The organism is Bacillus cereus group sp. MYBK101-2 (assembly GCF_051918845.1).
Taxonomy (GTDB): domain Bacteria; phylum Bacillota; class Bacilli; order Bacillales; family Bacillaceae_G; genus Bacillus_A; species Bacillus_A paranthracis.
Map to the genome: position 1 here is coordinate 233,597 of NZ_JBQAIE010000002.1, position 14,705 is coordinate 248,301.

The following is a 14,705-nucleotide window of genomic DNA, read 5'->3' on the forward strand; positions in this document are numbered from 1 at the left end:
CCTCAAAGGGTCTGCTTTTATTTCATTCCTATTACACAAAGGCATCCTCTTTCTTCATAATATTTCACATTTGTAAATCCTGTCTTATAAAATAGGTTTATTAATTCTTCATTCGTTTTCCATTTCTCCATATGATAATGAATTTTAAAAGTTTCAGCCACTAATAAAAAAGATCCTTTCGGTTGTAAGACACGAAATACTTCTTTTATATCTTGTTCCACATCAGGCCAAAAGTAGTGTGTTTGAAAAGCGGTAATGAGATCGAAGAAGTTCGTATGATAGGGAATAGAAGAAACGCTTGCTTGTTGAACAATGACTTTTTGTTTTTGAACATCCTTTATATTCGTCTGTATCGAATTTTTTACAGCTTGATAGGAGTAATCAATCCCGTATATTTTTCCAAGTGGAGTTCGTTTTGAAAGAGTGTGTATCGTTTTACCGCCGCCACAACCGATATCTAATATAATTGCCTCTTTCTTTATATATACTTTTTGTAATGCCCAATTGGTTAGTCTCGTATGTGCACTGTTCATAATACAAAGTATGGAAGAACCAATTGTCCCCCGAGGATTTTTTGCTTGCTGGATTAATCGTTGTAAAATGCTCAAGTTAAACTCTCCTTTTATGTAAGAATATATACTCACTTCTCTTTTTATTAAGTAAGTCCTTTAAAAAAAGCACGCCGATGAGCGGCGTGCTTCTAATTACGCAAATCCCCTTTTAACCAATTCCGCGCCCGATAGGTCCCAACAGGAATTTGAATAAGTGACGTTTTATTTCCAGCATCTATCCCGTATAGCTGATCACATGAATTTGTATCAAAACTAAGTAAAGGATGCCCGCCCATCCCCATTGCGGTTGCTGCAAAAACGAGTTTGTGAACGAGTATACCTGCTTCCATTTGATGAATACGGTACCCTCTATAGCCTAATGCATTTGTATAGTAATCTTTCTTTCCGACTACATGTAAGCAAAGTGGTACTTGAAAAAGGTTTACGTTATCCATCGTCATACTAGATTGAAGGGGGTAACGAAGGTCACCATATCGAAGTGGTTGTATGGAATGCGTTTTACTATTATAAGCGTAAGCCCCGTTTTCTATATCTTTTACGTTATAGAAACATCCATATAATGAGACGCGCGCATTTTCATTTACATACTTACCATCAAGGTCGTTGTAATAAGGGAAGGAGAGGCTCGCTTCTTGTAGTAAAGCAGCGAGCTCGGCTACATCCCATTTTGTTAAAATAAAGTCAGCATCAGGGGAATACCGTTTTCGGCAAAGTTGTAAGAAATCATAAGATAAACGCTCTACTTTCGGCAGTTGTACAGCGTGCTCATGATGTTGATAGTGCTCTTCATGAGCTAGTGTTTGGAACTGTGCTGTCGATTCGATCATAGAAGCTTCATTTATTTTTGTTATCATCGGATACTCATTTACATGCTTTGAGCGAACGAAATGTTCATGTGCTAAAAGCGGAATTTGTTGTAACAACTTCTGAGAAGTAACTGTTTTAATTTCACGGTGATCATTGTGAAACCAATTCGTTTGCGGTTCTGTACTGAAAGGAACGACAGCATACACACTTTCTTCGCCTTCTGACAGTCCGAGTAAATGATTGATTGCACGGTCTAGAAACTGAAAATATACACCATTTGTGTAACCAAATTGTTTGGCACATTCAAGTAATTGGCCGATGAGAACACCACTATCTAATCCTTGAAGACGATATGAAAAATTATTGTATTTAAAGAAGTTTTTCCAAAACATGGTGGATACGAATGCAGCACCAAAACAAGATTGTATGTTACAACGATTGCCGAGTGCTTCTGTAAGGTAAGAATCGAAATTTCCTTCGCGAAGTAAGATAAGTCGGTGATGCGCGGCGTCGTAATGGTAAATGCCGTCTGGATAATCGTCAATCTTTAAATATATATACAATTCATTTGGATATAAAGCGCCGCCGGAAGGGATAGATCTTCGGAATAAAATTCTCTCGCTATTTAGCTGACATAACTGGGTTAAACCAAATGAGCACCAAAGGTAATGACCAATCTCTTTCAAAGTAGGTGTAGTAGAAGAGTTAGGTAAAGATAATGGGATTTCTAAAGAGAGAGGAATGATAGGTACATTTCGATATAGTTTATAAGGAAGCGGTGCATCTGCCCAGTCCACTTCATGATTTGGCATAATTTCGTCTATAGAAAAATGGAGATGATGTAAAAAAGAATCCAGCTGCATAGAATCCCTCCTTTACTATGGAAACGGATGCGGATGTGGATTTAATTGTTCATTCGTTAAAGGCTCAGCGGTATATCCAAGCGTCATCGGTACGGTATACACTCGATCTAGCCCTGTAAGTCGAGTGAGATGGTGACCGAACGTCATCGGTAGCATACCTGGAATAATGACTTTTACACAATGCAATCCGTTTTTTTCTATAAGAGGCACTGTTTGATCTACAACGATTACTTCAAGTCCGGTTTGGCCTAGACGGTTTAAAAGTTGATGAAGATCGGATGTTAAATCGAGATCAAATGATTGTAACCTGTTCATTTCTTGGAACGTTTGCATCGGGGCATCGTCACGTAAAAGAAAATGAAGACGTTCTTCTGCTTCTTTCAATCCATACAGCATACTATGGTCTTCCATTTTATTTACGAGATAAGCGTCTTGTAAGCAGTTTTCGTAGTACTCTCTTTTTTCCTCAAGTTCATCGTCTGTTATAAGTAACATGCCTGCTATTTCGTGAATGGCACTCTTTAAAGCGCGGACGGGGTCCAAATGAGAGCCTCCAGCGCAAACAACGTTCATTCCATTTTCACGCGTATTTTTCGCAATTACCCATAAGCTCGGGATACCGTGTTCCATCGTAGCATTAAAAGCATGCAATTCATAACCGGTAATCGTGTACAGCCGCTGGATCATTAATTGTAATTCCGTATCATTTGCTGAACTAAGATCAAGGCGGGGAAGAGGTAATGCAGCATACCAAGTGAGCAAAAAGGCGTCACGCTCTACAACTTCTAAAATACCGTGAAAAATTGCTTCTTCTAGACTACCACCAATGGCACAGCCATTTGATGTTTCATATACGTAAGCATCTCGATGACCGAGGCTATAATAAGCGATTGATTCAGGAACTAAAATTGGACGGTTTTGTGACAATGAATATCCCCATACCCAGTTTTGTTCATAGTCAGGGTCAAACGGTTTAAATGGAAAACCATCACGATTATAGTGTTCATTTGTATGTACACCGAGCGTAAGGGGATTTAGTGCATGATCCTCTAAATCATGAAAACTACCATGCACATTTGTCTTTTTCCCTCGAGGTGACATACCACAATATCGCTCTAAACCTTCTAAAATAGCAGTTGCTTCACTTACTGCAAATGAAAGAGTTCGGCCTGCAACCCCTTCATTTCCAAACATTAATGGCATGTTTATAATAACGTCAGCAAATGGTAATAAAGAATGCTGCATTTTTCCGTTCAACATACCGACTCGGTAATCTAAATAGTCCTTCGTTAAAAATGTGTTTAGTTCATGAATGGAACGACAGCGATATGTTGCATCACTTGTTTTTAAGCTCGGTTGTAATGAAATCGTTGCTGCATCTGCCGTGTCATCAGGCAAATTACTACATACAGGACAGAGCGGATCTGGAAGAAAAGAATGCCGCGTACATTGCAGTGTTTGTAAGTTTAGTAAAATGAGTTCATTTTCTAAAGAAGGATGATTATGAGTTAATATTTTCTCTGTTTCTGCGCAAATCAGATGGCACATTTGCAGAATGCCGTTTTGGGTGGCACGTACATCACGCCTCGTTACGTTTCCTTCTTTTACCGCATATTTTCGCTGTAACTCCCACATTTCTTTTTGATCAAATCCAGCGATAAAGCGTCGTCCATCGGCACAATGAGTACATCCCGCTGCAAGAGGATGAATATAAGGACCGATAACCCCTTCACCAAATGAAGTAAAACCACGTAGCCACGGAATATGATTTGACCGGAAAGTTAGCTCAGCGTCATGATGAATCGTAGAAGGAGAGCCGTCGTGTAATACGAGAGCGAGGTCGATATTTTCAGGGATTTCGTCTGCAATTGTGTGTTGGCGAATGATGGAATATTGTTTGCATAATTGATCATGTACATAGTCTGCAAGAAGGCCATCTCCTATAAGTAATATATTTTGAGTCATAGACTATCCTCCTTTGCAATTAATACCCCGTACACACCATCTAAGTTTTCTTTCAAAAATGATTCAATCGCTAAATCAAACACGAATGGATAAAAGTGATGTTCTTCTAAATGTTGCAAGGCAAGCTGTACAGATTGCGTACTTGGAATTTCTTCTGCTTGTATTTCTAACCTAAAAGAATCCGTGTCATATAAAATAATAGATGATTCAGGCAAAATATTAGTTCTGTAAGGAGTTTCTTCATTTTGAATATGAAGAAGCGATAGTTGTAGGGCGTTTCGTAACGCTAACGTCATATTAATATTAGATGCACCATACCATCGATCATGTATACCAACCCAAACGACTGGAAAGCTGAGAATCTCTTCACCCATTGCGATTTTAGGTGTTTCATGAATGGTAGCGAGGGCATCGTAATAAAATCTACAATGTTTATCATGAATGTCCGTTAAGTCGACCGTCGTAATTTCTTCTAGCATATGTGATTGTCGTTCATACAATTTATTATTTAAATGTTGTTGTAGTGCCCGGTATACACCCTCTGTCATCGTTTCTCCAGCGCCAATACCGATATCGTTATGTTCAGGGATAAGGCGGTGCATAATTTCTGCTACGTATGTTTCGATTCCTACTAAACCAGCTTCTCGGCGCGCTTCGTTATGAGTTAAACCACTGCAAGTTATAAGAGGCAGGAGAGAAGCTGGGCCATCTGATAGAGGTGTAGCTACTTGAATATGGCATTGTGATAACGGTAATTGATGTAAATCTTGTTCATCCCATACATGGAATATACCAGTTTCTTTAGAAGTTAATGAATCGAAAAAACGGAATAAATCAGTTGAGGTATGTTGGTTAGACCGATGCTCAAGTTTTTCAGAAAGGTTTTCTATCGTATCAATTGTAAAACTTTCATCAGTGGCGATAGGATGTTTTATAAAAGGATGCCATGTTCCTTCAAGTGTTTCATAATTTAATAAAAAGAATTGTGGATTCTTTTCTCGATGTGAATCATCAGCAACATGTTTAAATAATTCAAAAACGATTATATTTGCTAGCATTGCGGATGTAATAGGAGAGAAGGTGGCTGATGAATTTTCATTTTGTAAAGTCGTTTCATGTAGCCGATGCCATGCGGATTCCCAGCATTCTTCACGATTAGCCATTACGACAGGACCAGCTATACCAAGTGTTGATAAACAAACGGCTGGTATGAAGTTCTTTCCTATTTCCTTGCAAATCGCATGAACTGCTCTTAGTCCTTCGATATCTCCATTTTGCGAAACGTATAAAATCCAGTCGAAAGGCTCGAACACTTCATGCAGGGGACGATCAATTGTTGTATCTATTTCTTGAACAAGTACAGCATCATCTACTTCATGCGCAAGTTCTACTAGCTCGTGAATACGGTCGTAATTCGTTTCTTCATAATCTGTCACAAGGTAATGAAAGGTAGGTAATCCGGATTCTAATAAAGAAGAAACTAAGGAAGTAAGCATATCTCCAGAGCCGATTATAAGTACATTTGCATTGCGGTACGTTTCGAATTTTAAAGCGCCTGAATGAGAATCTGCTTCTAGAAATTCAATTTGCGAAGCATATCTATCAAGTAATGCACTGTTTAATTCATGAGGTGCATCTTGACTTACATCACGGACAAACCCATTTGTATATAAAATCTCCCCAATTTCAAATACACGATTTTGATAGGGGAGAGGGAGACCATCCGTTATTTCTGCTAAAGAATGATTACCGTTAAACATTGGCATTAATTTTTCAATCCAGTTATAAATTCCGTCACCGTCCATACGAAATGAACTGGCGTTATTTCGAAAATAGACACCCCCGTTTGAGTCGGGGAGGAAGAAAGTATCTTTATTTGCTTTTAGTTTTGCATGTGCTGGAAGGTTACTCATTTTAATCCTCCTTACTTTTTAGGCATACATTATTACCTTATGTCATGCGATTTGTCCCGTATGAATGCAATAAAAAAAGCTGTAGAATGATATATTCTACAGCCTGTAATAGATTATGAATCCATCAACCTTCTAATAATAATGATTTTGGATCTTCAAGCATATCTTTAACAGCAACAAGGAAGCTAACTGCTTCTTTACCATCAACAATACGGTGGTCGTAAGATAAAGCGATGTACATCATTGGGCGGTTTTCCATACGTTCGTTATCGATTGCAACTGGACGTACTTGGATTTTGTGCATTCCTAAAATACCAACTTGTGGGCTGTTTAGGATCGGTGTTGACATTAGAGAACCAAACACACCACCGTTTGTAATTGTAAATGTACCACCTTGTAGTTCTTTTAATGAAAGTTTGTTATCACGTGCTTTTTTACCTAATTCACGAATTTCGCTTTCGATTTCAGCGAAGTTTAATTGGTTCGCATCGCGTACAACTGGAACAACTAATCCATCTGGAGCTGCTACTGCAATACCGATATCATAGAATTTTTTAATGATAAGCTCGTCGCCTTGAATTTCAGCATTTAATAATGGGAATTGTTTTAATGCTGCAACAACTGCTTTTGTGAAGAATGACATGAAACCAAGACGTACATCATGTTTTTTCTCGAAAGCATCTTTACGCTCTTTACGTAATTCCATGATTGCAGTCATATCAACTTCGTTAAATGTTGTTAACATTGCAGATGTTTGTTGAACTTCTACAAGACGTTTTGCAATTGTTTGACGGCGGCGGGACATTTTCACGCGCTCAACTGGTTTTTCGAATTCAGTTTTTGCAACTGGAGCAGGAGCTGGACTTTTTGGAGCAGCTGGTGCTTCTTTTGGTGCTGCAGCATGAGCTTGTACATCGTGTGGTCTCACACGGCCAAGTGGATCTGTGCTACGTACGTCGTTTAAGTCGATTCCTAATTCACGAGCCATTTTTCTAGCAGCTGGTGATGCGATAGGACGGTTTGTATTTGGTAAACCTTGTAGAGTTGCAGTTTGTTCAGCACTTGGTGCCGCAGCTTTTGGTGCTTCAGCTGTTTCTTGTTTCGGTTGCTCAGCCAACGGTGCAGGTGTACTTACTGCAACTGGTGCTCCGTTTGCGTCTAAAATTGCGATAGTTGCGCCAACTTCAACTGTATCCCCAGGTTCGCCTAGTAACTTCGATACAATACCTGAATCTTCTGCAATGATTTCTACATTGACTTTATCAGTTTCAAGCTCAACAACGCTGCCACCTTTCTCAACTTTGTCGCCTACGTTGATAAGCCATTGTGAGATAGTTCCTTCAGTAATAGATTCTGCAAGCTCAGGTACTTTAATTTCGATCATTTTAAATGTCCTCCCCTTATTTGCCTAACGGTGTGTTTTTTCTTCTTTTGTCTTCGGTAATCTCCATTTGTTAGCCTGACCTTGGGCAGAATATCTGCCCAAGGAACAAGCTAGAAATCTTCATTGTTACTTTTTAGTTGCTGAAAACTTCAATTTCTAGTTTATCTTGACGGAAGTTATACTTTACATCTAAGGCGTGTGAAACAATTAGTTCTTGCTCAGCTTTGTGAGCGAATGGATCGCCGCCAGATGGGCTAGAGCGATCTGGACGTCCGATGTAACCTGTTTTCACTTTATCTCCAGCTAGTTCGAACAGAATTGGAGCCATGTAATGCCATGCGCCCATATTACGAGGCTCTTCTTGAACCCAAATAATTTCTTCTAAGTTTTTAAAGCGTTTAATAATAGATTGAACTTTCTCAGCAGGGAATGGGTACAACTGTTCAATACGAACGATATGAATTTCATCTAAGTTGTACTCGTGCTTACCAGACTCGATTTCTGCTGCTAAGTCAATCGCCATTTTACCTGTACTTAAAACAAGACGTTTTACTTTGTTTGGTTTCATGCCAAGGTTTTCTTGTTCTAAAGCAGGTTGGAAACGTCCTTCGCTTAACTGACTAGCAGTTGAAAGCGTAAGTGGGTGACGTAATAAACTTTTCGGCGTCATCAATACTAATGGTCGAACAGCTTCTGTTCCTAAGATAGATGCTTGACGACGCAGGATATGGAAGTATTGTGCCGCGCTCGTTAAGTTTGCAACTGTCCAGTTGTTCTCAGCAGCTAACTGTAAGAATCGCTCTGGACGTGCACTAGAGTGCTCTGGCCCTTGACCTTCATAACCGTGTGGTAATAGAAGAACTAAACCAGATTTTTGACCCCATTTTGCTCTTCCAGCTGAAACATATTGATCAAATAATGCTTGCGCAGTATTTGAGAAGTCACCATATTGCGCTTCCCACATAACAAGCGTTTCTGGAGCGAATACGTTATAACCATACTCGTAACCAACAACAGCAGCTTCTGATAACGGACTGTTATGAACAGAGAATGAAGCGTTAATGTTTGGTAAGCGATGTAATGGTGAATATGTTTCATTTGTATCCGTATCGTGTAATACGATGTGACGATGCGCGAATGTACCACGCTGTGAATCTTGACCAGTTAAACGAATTGGTGTACCTTCTTGTAAAATAGAAGCGAATGCTAATGATTCAGCAAGTGCCCATTCAATTTTACCGTTCTCTTCAAGAGCGTCTTTACGGCGCTCAAGAATTTTCTTCACTTTCGGATATACGTTAAAGCCTTCTGGCCAAGATAGCAGACCTTCATTAATTGCACGAAGTGAATCAAGCTCAACACCAGTATCAATTGACTGAATGCCCTTTGCAACAACATCTGGCACTTTAACGTGAATTGTTGCATCGCTCGTATCAGCTGGCGGTACTTGTGCATAGTCAGATTTTAATTGCTCTTGCGTAAACTGTGTAATTGTTTCAATTTCATCTGCATTTAGAACACCAGCAGCTTGTAATTGATCTGCATAAATTGCTCTTACAGTTGGGTGATTTTTAATCTTTTTGTACACTTGTGGTTGTGTAACTGCTGGATCATCCATTTCGTTATGACCGTAGCGACGGTAACCAATTAAATCGATTAAGAAATCTTTTTTGAACAACATGCGATATTGAATCGCAAGATTAGCAGCAGCAAGACAAGCTTCCGGATCATCAGCGTTCACGTGAACAATCGGAATATCGAAACCTTTTGCAAGGTCACTTGAATATTTCGTAGAACGAGAATCATAGCTATCAGTCGTAAAACCGACTGCATTGTTTGCGATAACATGAATTGTTCCGCCTGTTTGATATGCATTCAATCTGCTTAAGTTGAGTGTCTCAGATACAATACCTTGACCAGGGAATGCAGCATCACCGTGAACTAAAATTACGAATGATTTTGAAGTATCTTGTTCTGGAAGACCAGATTTTTTACGGTTTTCTTGAGCCGCACGTGCGAAACCTTCTACAACCGGATTCACGAACTCAAGGTGACTTGGGTTATTTGCTAATGTAACGCGAGTACTAACTTCTTCGTTACTAACGACTTGTTCTCTACCTAAATGGTATTTTACGTCGCCAGTCCAACCAGAGTTTGCTACTGCGCCTTCTATTTTTGCATGTTTGAACTCAGCAAACATGTGACTATATGGTTTTTCTAATACGTGTGCAAGTACGCTTAGGCGACCGCGGTGAGCCATACCAATCATGACATCTTCTACGCCGTTTTTAGCACCTTCTAGCACAATTTCATCTAGAACGGGTACAAGCATATCAACGCCCTCGATAGAGAAACGCTTTTGCCCAACGAATGTTTTATGCAAGAATTGCTCGAAACCTTCAACAGCTGTTAAACGTTTTAAAAGAGCAGTTCGTTTTTGATTTGATAGTGGTTGACGCAATGAATTTGATTCCACCATTTGATGCAACCACGCGCGTTCTTCACTATCTTGTATATGAGAAAATTCATAAGCTAAAGTTTGTGTATACACTTCTTTTAATCTATGAATTACATCAAGTGCAGTGTGAATACCTTCTGGTGCATCTTGCCATACTGTTTTTGCTGGAATCGCTTTCAAATCAGCATCGCTCAGTTCGTTCATTGCTTTCTCAAGAAGAGATTGTCCATTTGCAGCATCTTCCATCGGATTGATGTGAGCCAACGTATGCCCGAAAGAACGAATCTGTTCAACAAGTTGAACGACTTTAAGAATTTTTTCAATGTTACCTGTGTTTTGAGGAGAAAAATGTGTTGCTGTGTTGTCCCCTGTTACGACATCATCTTGAAACGAAGGAGCTCCAAAAATTTCAAAAAGCTCTTGTAATTCCGGATCAACAGAACCTGCTCCAGTTACGTAAAGATCATACTGTTCAATAACATAACCAAGGTTCGGACCGTGGAACTTGGCCCAAGGGTTTGTCGTTGTATTCTTCCTCGTCATTTGTTTAAACCTCCCAATGCATATAATCCTTTTTCCATACAAAAAGGTGCATTTTGCTCTTTTCAATAATTGATGAACCAATAATCAATGTAAATGTTTTTCTTTACTCTTATGTTATTACAATAATTTACATAATACCAAACACTATTACTTATCTGTTTTGTAAAAAAACATTCACAATAACTTATCACCCAAGTTAATCTTTCATGTTATAAAGTAATTTTACAGAAAAATAGGGTGGATATATTTGGTATACCTATACAAATAACTAAAATTGTTGCATGTAAATATAAGTATAATAGTTAGAATGTTTTGATAAAAATGAGTTCGAATTATGTATATTGAAATAATAAGCGCTTTCATTGATATTATACAACAATATAATGGAATATAGTATAAAAAATAAAAAATTATGAATTTATCGTAAACTTTATTTAGATAGTGTTAAATATCGAAAGGAAAGTGAAGGATTTCTACAAAAAAAGTTGCTAAACATAAAAAATGCTTCATAAACAGTTAGTTTCTATAAATATGCCGAAAAACACCGTAAAACCAATAACACATTTTGCGGAATAAAGGGATAAATGAAATATTTTAAAAGGATAAAACAAATATGGAGATATTAAATTTTAAAAAAAGAGAGGTGGAGATATAGTAACGGTTAGTTCCATTGTTCCATGTTTCGCTTTAAAATAGACGTGCCGAAATTGAAAAAGTTTCTTCTATATAAATAGAGTGAAACAAACTAAAATACATGTAAAGGAAACTTGACGTAAAGGTTGCTTTACATATATACTCAGTGTAAGGAAGGAGGGAGAAATTTCCTTGGAAAATAAAATGGTCGAATACCGAAAAAAATTTGGACTATCTCAAGAAAAATTGGCTGAGAAACTAGGCGTTTCCAGACAAACCATCATTTCAATTGAAAAGGGAAAATACGATCCGTCACTTCCGTTAGCATTTGAAATAGCAAAAACATTTCAGACAACGATAGAACATGTATTTATTTATGAAGGAAAAGAAGGGGAGGAGTAAAGATGAACTATTCACAAAAGTACTTCATTATCATGGGAATTATCTTTTTATTTATGAGTGGATTTATGATACTAACAGGTATAATGACGCATTCTGCACCGCCAGAAGCAACTTATCCATTGCTTGGGATGATGATTATGAGTTTCTGCCTAAGTTACTTACACCCGCAATTTAAAGAAAAAGACGAGCGAATGAAGCTCATTCGTTATAAAGGAATGTTCGTGACCTTTTTTGCATTAACAGCATATTATCTTCTTTTCTCTATCGGCTTAAACTTAAAAATACTTACACTATCTGCTACTGAACTATTGAACATACTAATGGCACTTACGATGAGTACAGTTTTCATCTCATTTGTTGTTTTATCGAAAAGATATTAAGATGGAAGAGAGAAAGGAAGATTAACATATGCAAATGATGTATGCTTTTGGCATTGGGCTTGTATTATTTTTAGCCGTATTCTTATTTATTCGGAAAGACGTGCAAGGTGGGACGTTAACGAAACGAGGCTTTTATAAAATGATCGGCTGTTTAGTTGTTATGTTTATAGCGATTATCGTCATGATCGTTTTAATAAATCGGTCACTATAGAATGTAAAAATGTAACCTTACTTGAGTAAGGTTTTTCTTTTAAGTTGAAAATCCGAAAATTCCCACTAAATCCTTTTACCACATATGATGGATATTATATAATTTAATAAAATGATGGATAGGGAGAATAGTATATGAATAAAAAAACTATCTTCTTTTTATTAACATGTCTACTACTTATAGCTAGTATTACTTATATAATATGTAACAAACGAGAACCAGTGCCACCTATGTTAGTATGGGAGGGGCAAGAATACTATGTAACGAATGAACCTGCTGAAGCTGAAAAAGTTGGACAAAGGCTCGGAGAAGTAACAAAGAAAATTGAAGCAAGTAAAAAAACTATTAAAAATAGTGAATCCAACATATTAAACGAAAAAACAGAAGTATTTACAATGATAGAAGAAGAAAAAAATCCTCACTCACCTTTAATCATAAAGGAGCCTCATAGTGACGAATATAGGGTAGTAAGACCGATGTTAAAGGTACTATAAAGTGAAAAGGAGATTCGTATGCAGACAGTAACTTCATATCCATGGTCGTTAAGAAAAATGTTTGTTTTTTTCCTTTGCTTCATCCTTCCGCCAATCGGTGCAATTTATATTTTGATGAATCGAGAAGCGCTACAAAAGAGAGACTTTATTTTATACGTATTATTTGCTGCTATTAATCTATCGCTTTGGGTGTCACTTATGATTTTTGATCGGAGTATATGGATGGTAGCGGGGCATTATGTGCTTGGAGCAATTGTGATTGTGTTTTCGAATATGAATAAGGGATAAGCCAGCCACCTTAAAGTTGCTGGTTTTTATTTTGCTATTTATCCCACTTTAATGGGCAGTAAGACCCCCACCTCAAAATGCAGCGAAAGCAAAGGAGTTAGGTGGGGGTCGGGCTGCCCATAAAAGTCCGATTGGTGAAGGCTAATAATCAGTGGGGGATAAAGAAAACCCCCACTGATTAAAGTTTCACTTTATAATGAAGAAACAAATTTTTAATAGAGAGTAGTGGGCGTTATGAGATGGAAAAAGGGAACGTTTGAAAAAATAGAAACGAATGAATCATCTATTGAGAAACTCATACATACATTCAAGGAACAAAATGTAAATGGCGGAGCGGTTATAAGCTGTTTTAAAGTACATAACGAAAATTTTTTCAAAGAAATACCATATTGGAAAGATGGACACGAGCACTTCTTTAGAAGAATCTGTAACTCTGTAGATATAATCAATAGCTTAGAAGAGTTAAAAATACATACGTCAGAAAAATATAAGTTTCATTTTAAAGAGCAATGGGCAGTCATGCTTGATGGTAGCATTGCCGCTCAAATTTTGTCGGGTGGAGCATATGAAACATTTAAGGAACGACCAGTTATCGCAAAACAATTAGCAGTCAATGTATGCCAATATATGTTCCAAGATCGATACGAAGATATTAAAGTGTTCGAAAGCTATCGTCCTTGGACGGATTGGTTTTATGATGTTGCATGGGATATTACTTGGATGGTGTTAGATAGTAAGGAGCAGAAAATGTGGTTCATCTGTGCTACGGATACGGATTGATGGAAGGGAGAAGTTTTTTGCCAATGCGGAGTCCTTGGGGAAGAGGTTTGGTGGGAAGTGATCTAGTTCTTGTAAAAGAATGATGTTCACAACATGTTAGAGTGCGAATTTGAACGTAGTAAAAAAGATGTCAGCATGTGCTGGCATCTTTTTTTATGCAATCTATAAAAATATGGTTTTAACGAGTGATTAAGTTTCACTTTATTTGCTTGTATATACTATGTTCCAAGAAGATTCAAGCTTTTCGATGTTTGTTTCAGCTTTTTTATAATCTTCTGTAGCTGATTTTAAGAGATATTCATAATCTAGTTCACTGTTCTCAGTATTTCCGTCAAATTGCTTCATCATCTTAAGTTGCTTCTCAAGAGACGATTTTAAATTATTGATAGATTCACCGATTAATTTAAATTCTTTATCAGAAAAGGAACTTGGATATTTACTAAAGTTTGTTTCTATTCTTTGTATAGTTGGATACGTGTATGTCTCAATGCTTTTAATGCCCTCTCGAGCTTTCTTAATAATCTCGGTTTCAGATGCTGATTTATTCGTAGAAATGAGTGCCGCCAAATCATTATTGGTATGGTTTAAGTTTGTTTTATGTAGAATGTTGTGAAAATCATCCATTAATACAGCTTGATAAATAACGTTTCCGTTTGTTAGATTTTTATTCGCTACGGTTGCTTCTTCATTCGAAAAGGAAGAAACCTTCTTTTTTACATCCATAATTTTATTTCGTAAAGTTTCATTATCATTTACCAGTTTTTCATGTTCCGTTGCTCCTTATGTGTAGTTCTATGCTGTGATTATAATGGAAAGTTTTGAAATTTTATCCATTAAAATATAATAACATTACTTATTTATATTAACTATAGAATGTTAGTGGCCGGAACACAAAAAATTTGTATATAGGGAGGTGTGCTTGCAATATAGATAGTAGTAAGAGTGGTCATAAAATCCATTCGAGACGGGAGAGCAATTAGGGGAATATCATATTGAAAATCTTACATTTTTT

At 37.4% G+C, this 14,705-nt stretch carries 13 protein-coding genes; 6 read left to right on the forward strand and 7 right to left on the reverse strand.

Features of this window, described 5'->3' with window-relative positions; all coding sequences use genetic code 11:
• Positions 1-17: 17 nt before the first annotated feature.
• The 6 genes from ACTFSI_RS06475 to odhA form a co-directional block, all read right to left on the reverse strand.
• Positions 18-608 carry a class I SAM-dependent methyltransferase gene (locus ACTFSI_RS06475; protein WP_000025735.1) on the reverse strand — a complete coding sequence of 197 codons (591 nt, stop codon included), beginning with the start codon at positions 606-608 and terminating at the stop codon, positions 18-20.
• Between the two features lie 92 nt (positions 609-700).
• Entirely contained in the window at positions 701-2,242 is a 1,542-nt protein-coding gene (locus tag ACTFSI_RS06480; protein ID WP_440045297.1) for a SagB family peptide dehydrogenase, read from the reverse strand.
• 15 nt (positions 2,243-2,257) lie between these two features.
• On the reverse strand, positions 2,258-4,207 hold the full coding sequence (locus tag ACTFSI_RS06485) for a TOMM precursor leader peptide-binding protein (RefSeq protein ID WP_044792768.1): 1,950 nt from the start codon (positions 4,205-4,207) through the stop codon (positions 2,258-2,260).
• A complete protein-coding gene (locus ACTFSI_RS06490) occupies positions 4,204-6,120 on the reverse strand; it encodes a putative thiazole-containing bacteriocin maturation protein (protein WP_440045298.1) in 1,917 nt (638 codons plus the stop codon). Before ACTFSI_RS06490 ends, ACTFSI_RS06485 begins: the two co-directional genes overlap by 4 nt.
• 124 nt (positions 6,121-6,244) lie before the next feature.
• On the reverse strand, positions 6,245-7,504 hold the full coding sequence (gene odhB / locus ACTFSI_RS06495) for a 2-oxoglutarate dehydrogenase complex dihydrolipoyllysine-residue succinyltransferase (protein ID WP_000569915.1): 1,260 nt from the start codon (positions 7,502-7,504) through the stop codon (positions 6,245-6,247).
• A gap of 133 nt (positions 7,505-7,637) precedes the next feature.
• Positions 7,638-10,505, reverse strand: coding sequence for a 2-oxoglutarate dehydrogenase E1 component (gene odhA, locus ACTFSI_RS06500; protein ID WP_000197153.1), 2,868 nt, complete (start codon positions 10,503-10,505; stop codon positions 7,638-7,640).
• Positions 10,506-11,330: 825 nt separating this feature from the next.
• Here odhA and ACTFSI_RS06505 point away from each other — a divergent pair.
• The 6 genes from ACTFSI_RS06505 (at position 11,331) to ACTFSI_RS06530 (ending at position 13,693) form a co-directional block, all read left to right on the forward strand.
• Positions 11,331-11,540 carry a helix-turn-helix transcriptional regulator gene (locus ACTFSI_RS06505; protein WP_000428510.1) on the forward strand — a complete coding sequence of 70 codons (210 nt, stop codon included), beginning with the start codon at positions 11,331-11,333 and terminating at the stop codon, positions 11,538-11,540.
• A 2-nt stretch (positions 11,541-11,542) separates the two neighbouring features.
• Positions 11,543-11,920 carry a hypothetical protein gene (locus ACTFSI_RS06510; RefSeq protein ID WP_001109888.1) on the forward strand — a complete coding sequence of 126 codons (378 nt, stop codon included), beginning with the start codon at positions 11,543-11,545 and terminating at the stop codon, positions 11,918-11,920.
• A gap of 28 nt (positions 11,921-11,948) precedes the next feature.
• A complete protein-coding gene (locus tag ACTFSI_RS06515) occupies positions 11,949-12,131 on the forward strand; it encodes a DUF3976 domain-containing protein (RefSeq protein WP_001178301.1) in 183 nt (60 codons plus the stop codon).
• A gap of 134 nt (positions 12,132-12,265) precedes the next feature.
• Positions 12,266-12,625: a hypothetical protein gene (locus ACTFSI_RS06520; protein ID WP_440045299.1), complete on the forward strand. Its 360-nt coding sequence runs from the start codon at positions 12,266-12,268 to the stop codon at positions 12,623-12,625.
• An 18-nt stretch (positions 12,626-12,643) separates the two neighbouring features.
• Positions 12,644-12,913: a hypothetical protein gene (locus ACTFSI_RS06525; RefSeq protein ID WP_243499679.1), complete on the forward strand. Its 270-nt coding sequence runs from the start codon at positions 12,644-12,646 to the stop codon at positions 12,911-12,913.
• Positions 12,914-13,147: 234 nt separating this feature from the next.
• Positions 13,148-13,693, forward strand: a complete 546-nt coding sequence (locus ACTFSI_RS06530; protein WP_440045300.1) for a hypothetical protein — start codon at positions 13,148-13,150, stop codon at positions 13,691-13,693.
• Positions 13,694-13,894: 201 nt separating this feature from the next.
• On the opposite strand, the gene ACTFSI_RS06535 is transcribed toward ACTFSI_RS06530, so the two are convergent.
• Positions 13,895-14,416: a hypothetical protein gene (locus ACTFSI_RS06535; protein ID WP_241747730.1), complete on the reverse strand. Its 522-nt coding sequence runs from the start codon at positions 14,414-14,416 to the stop codon at positions 13,895-13,897.
• Positions 14,417-14,705: the final 289 nt, after the last annotated feature.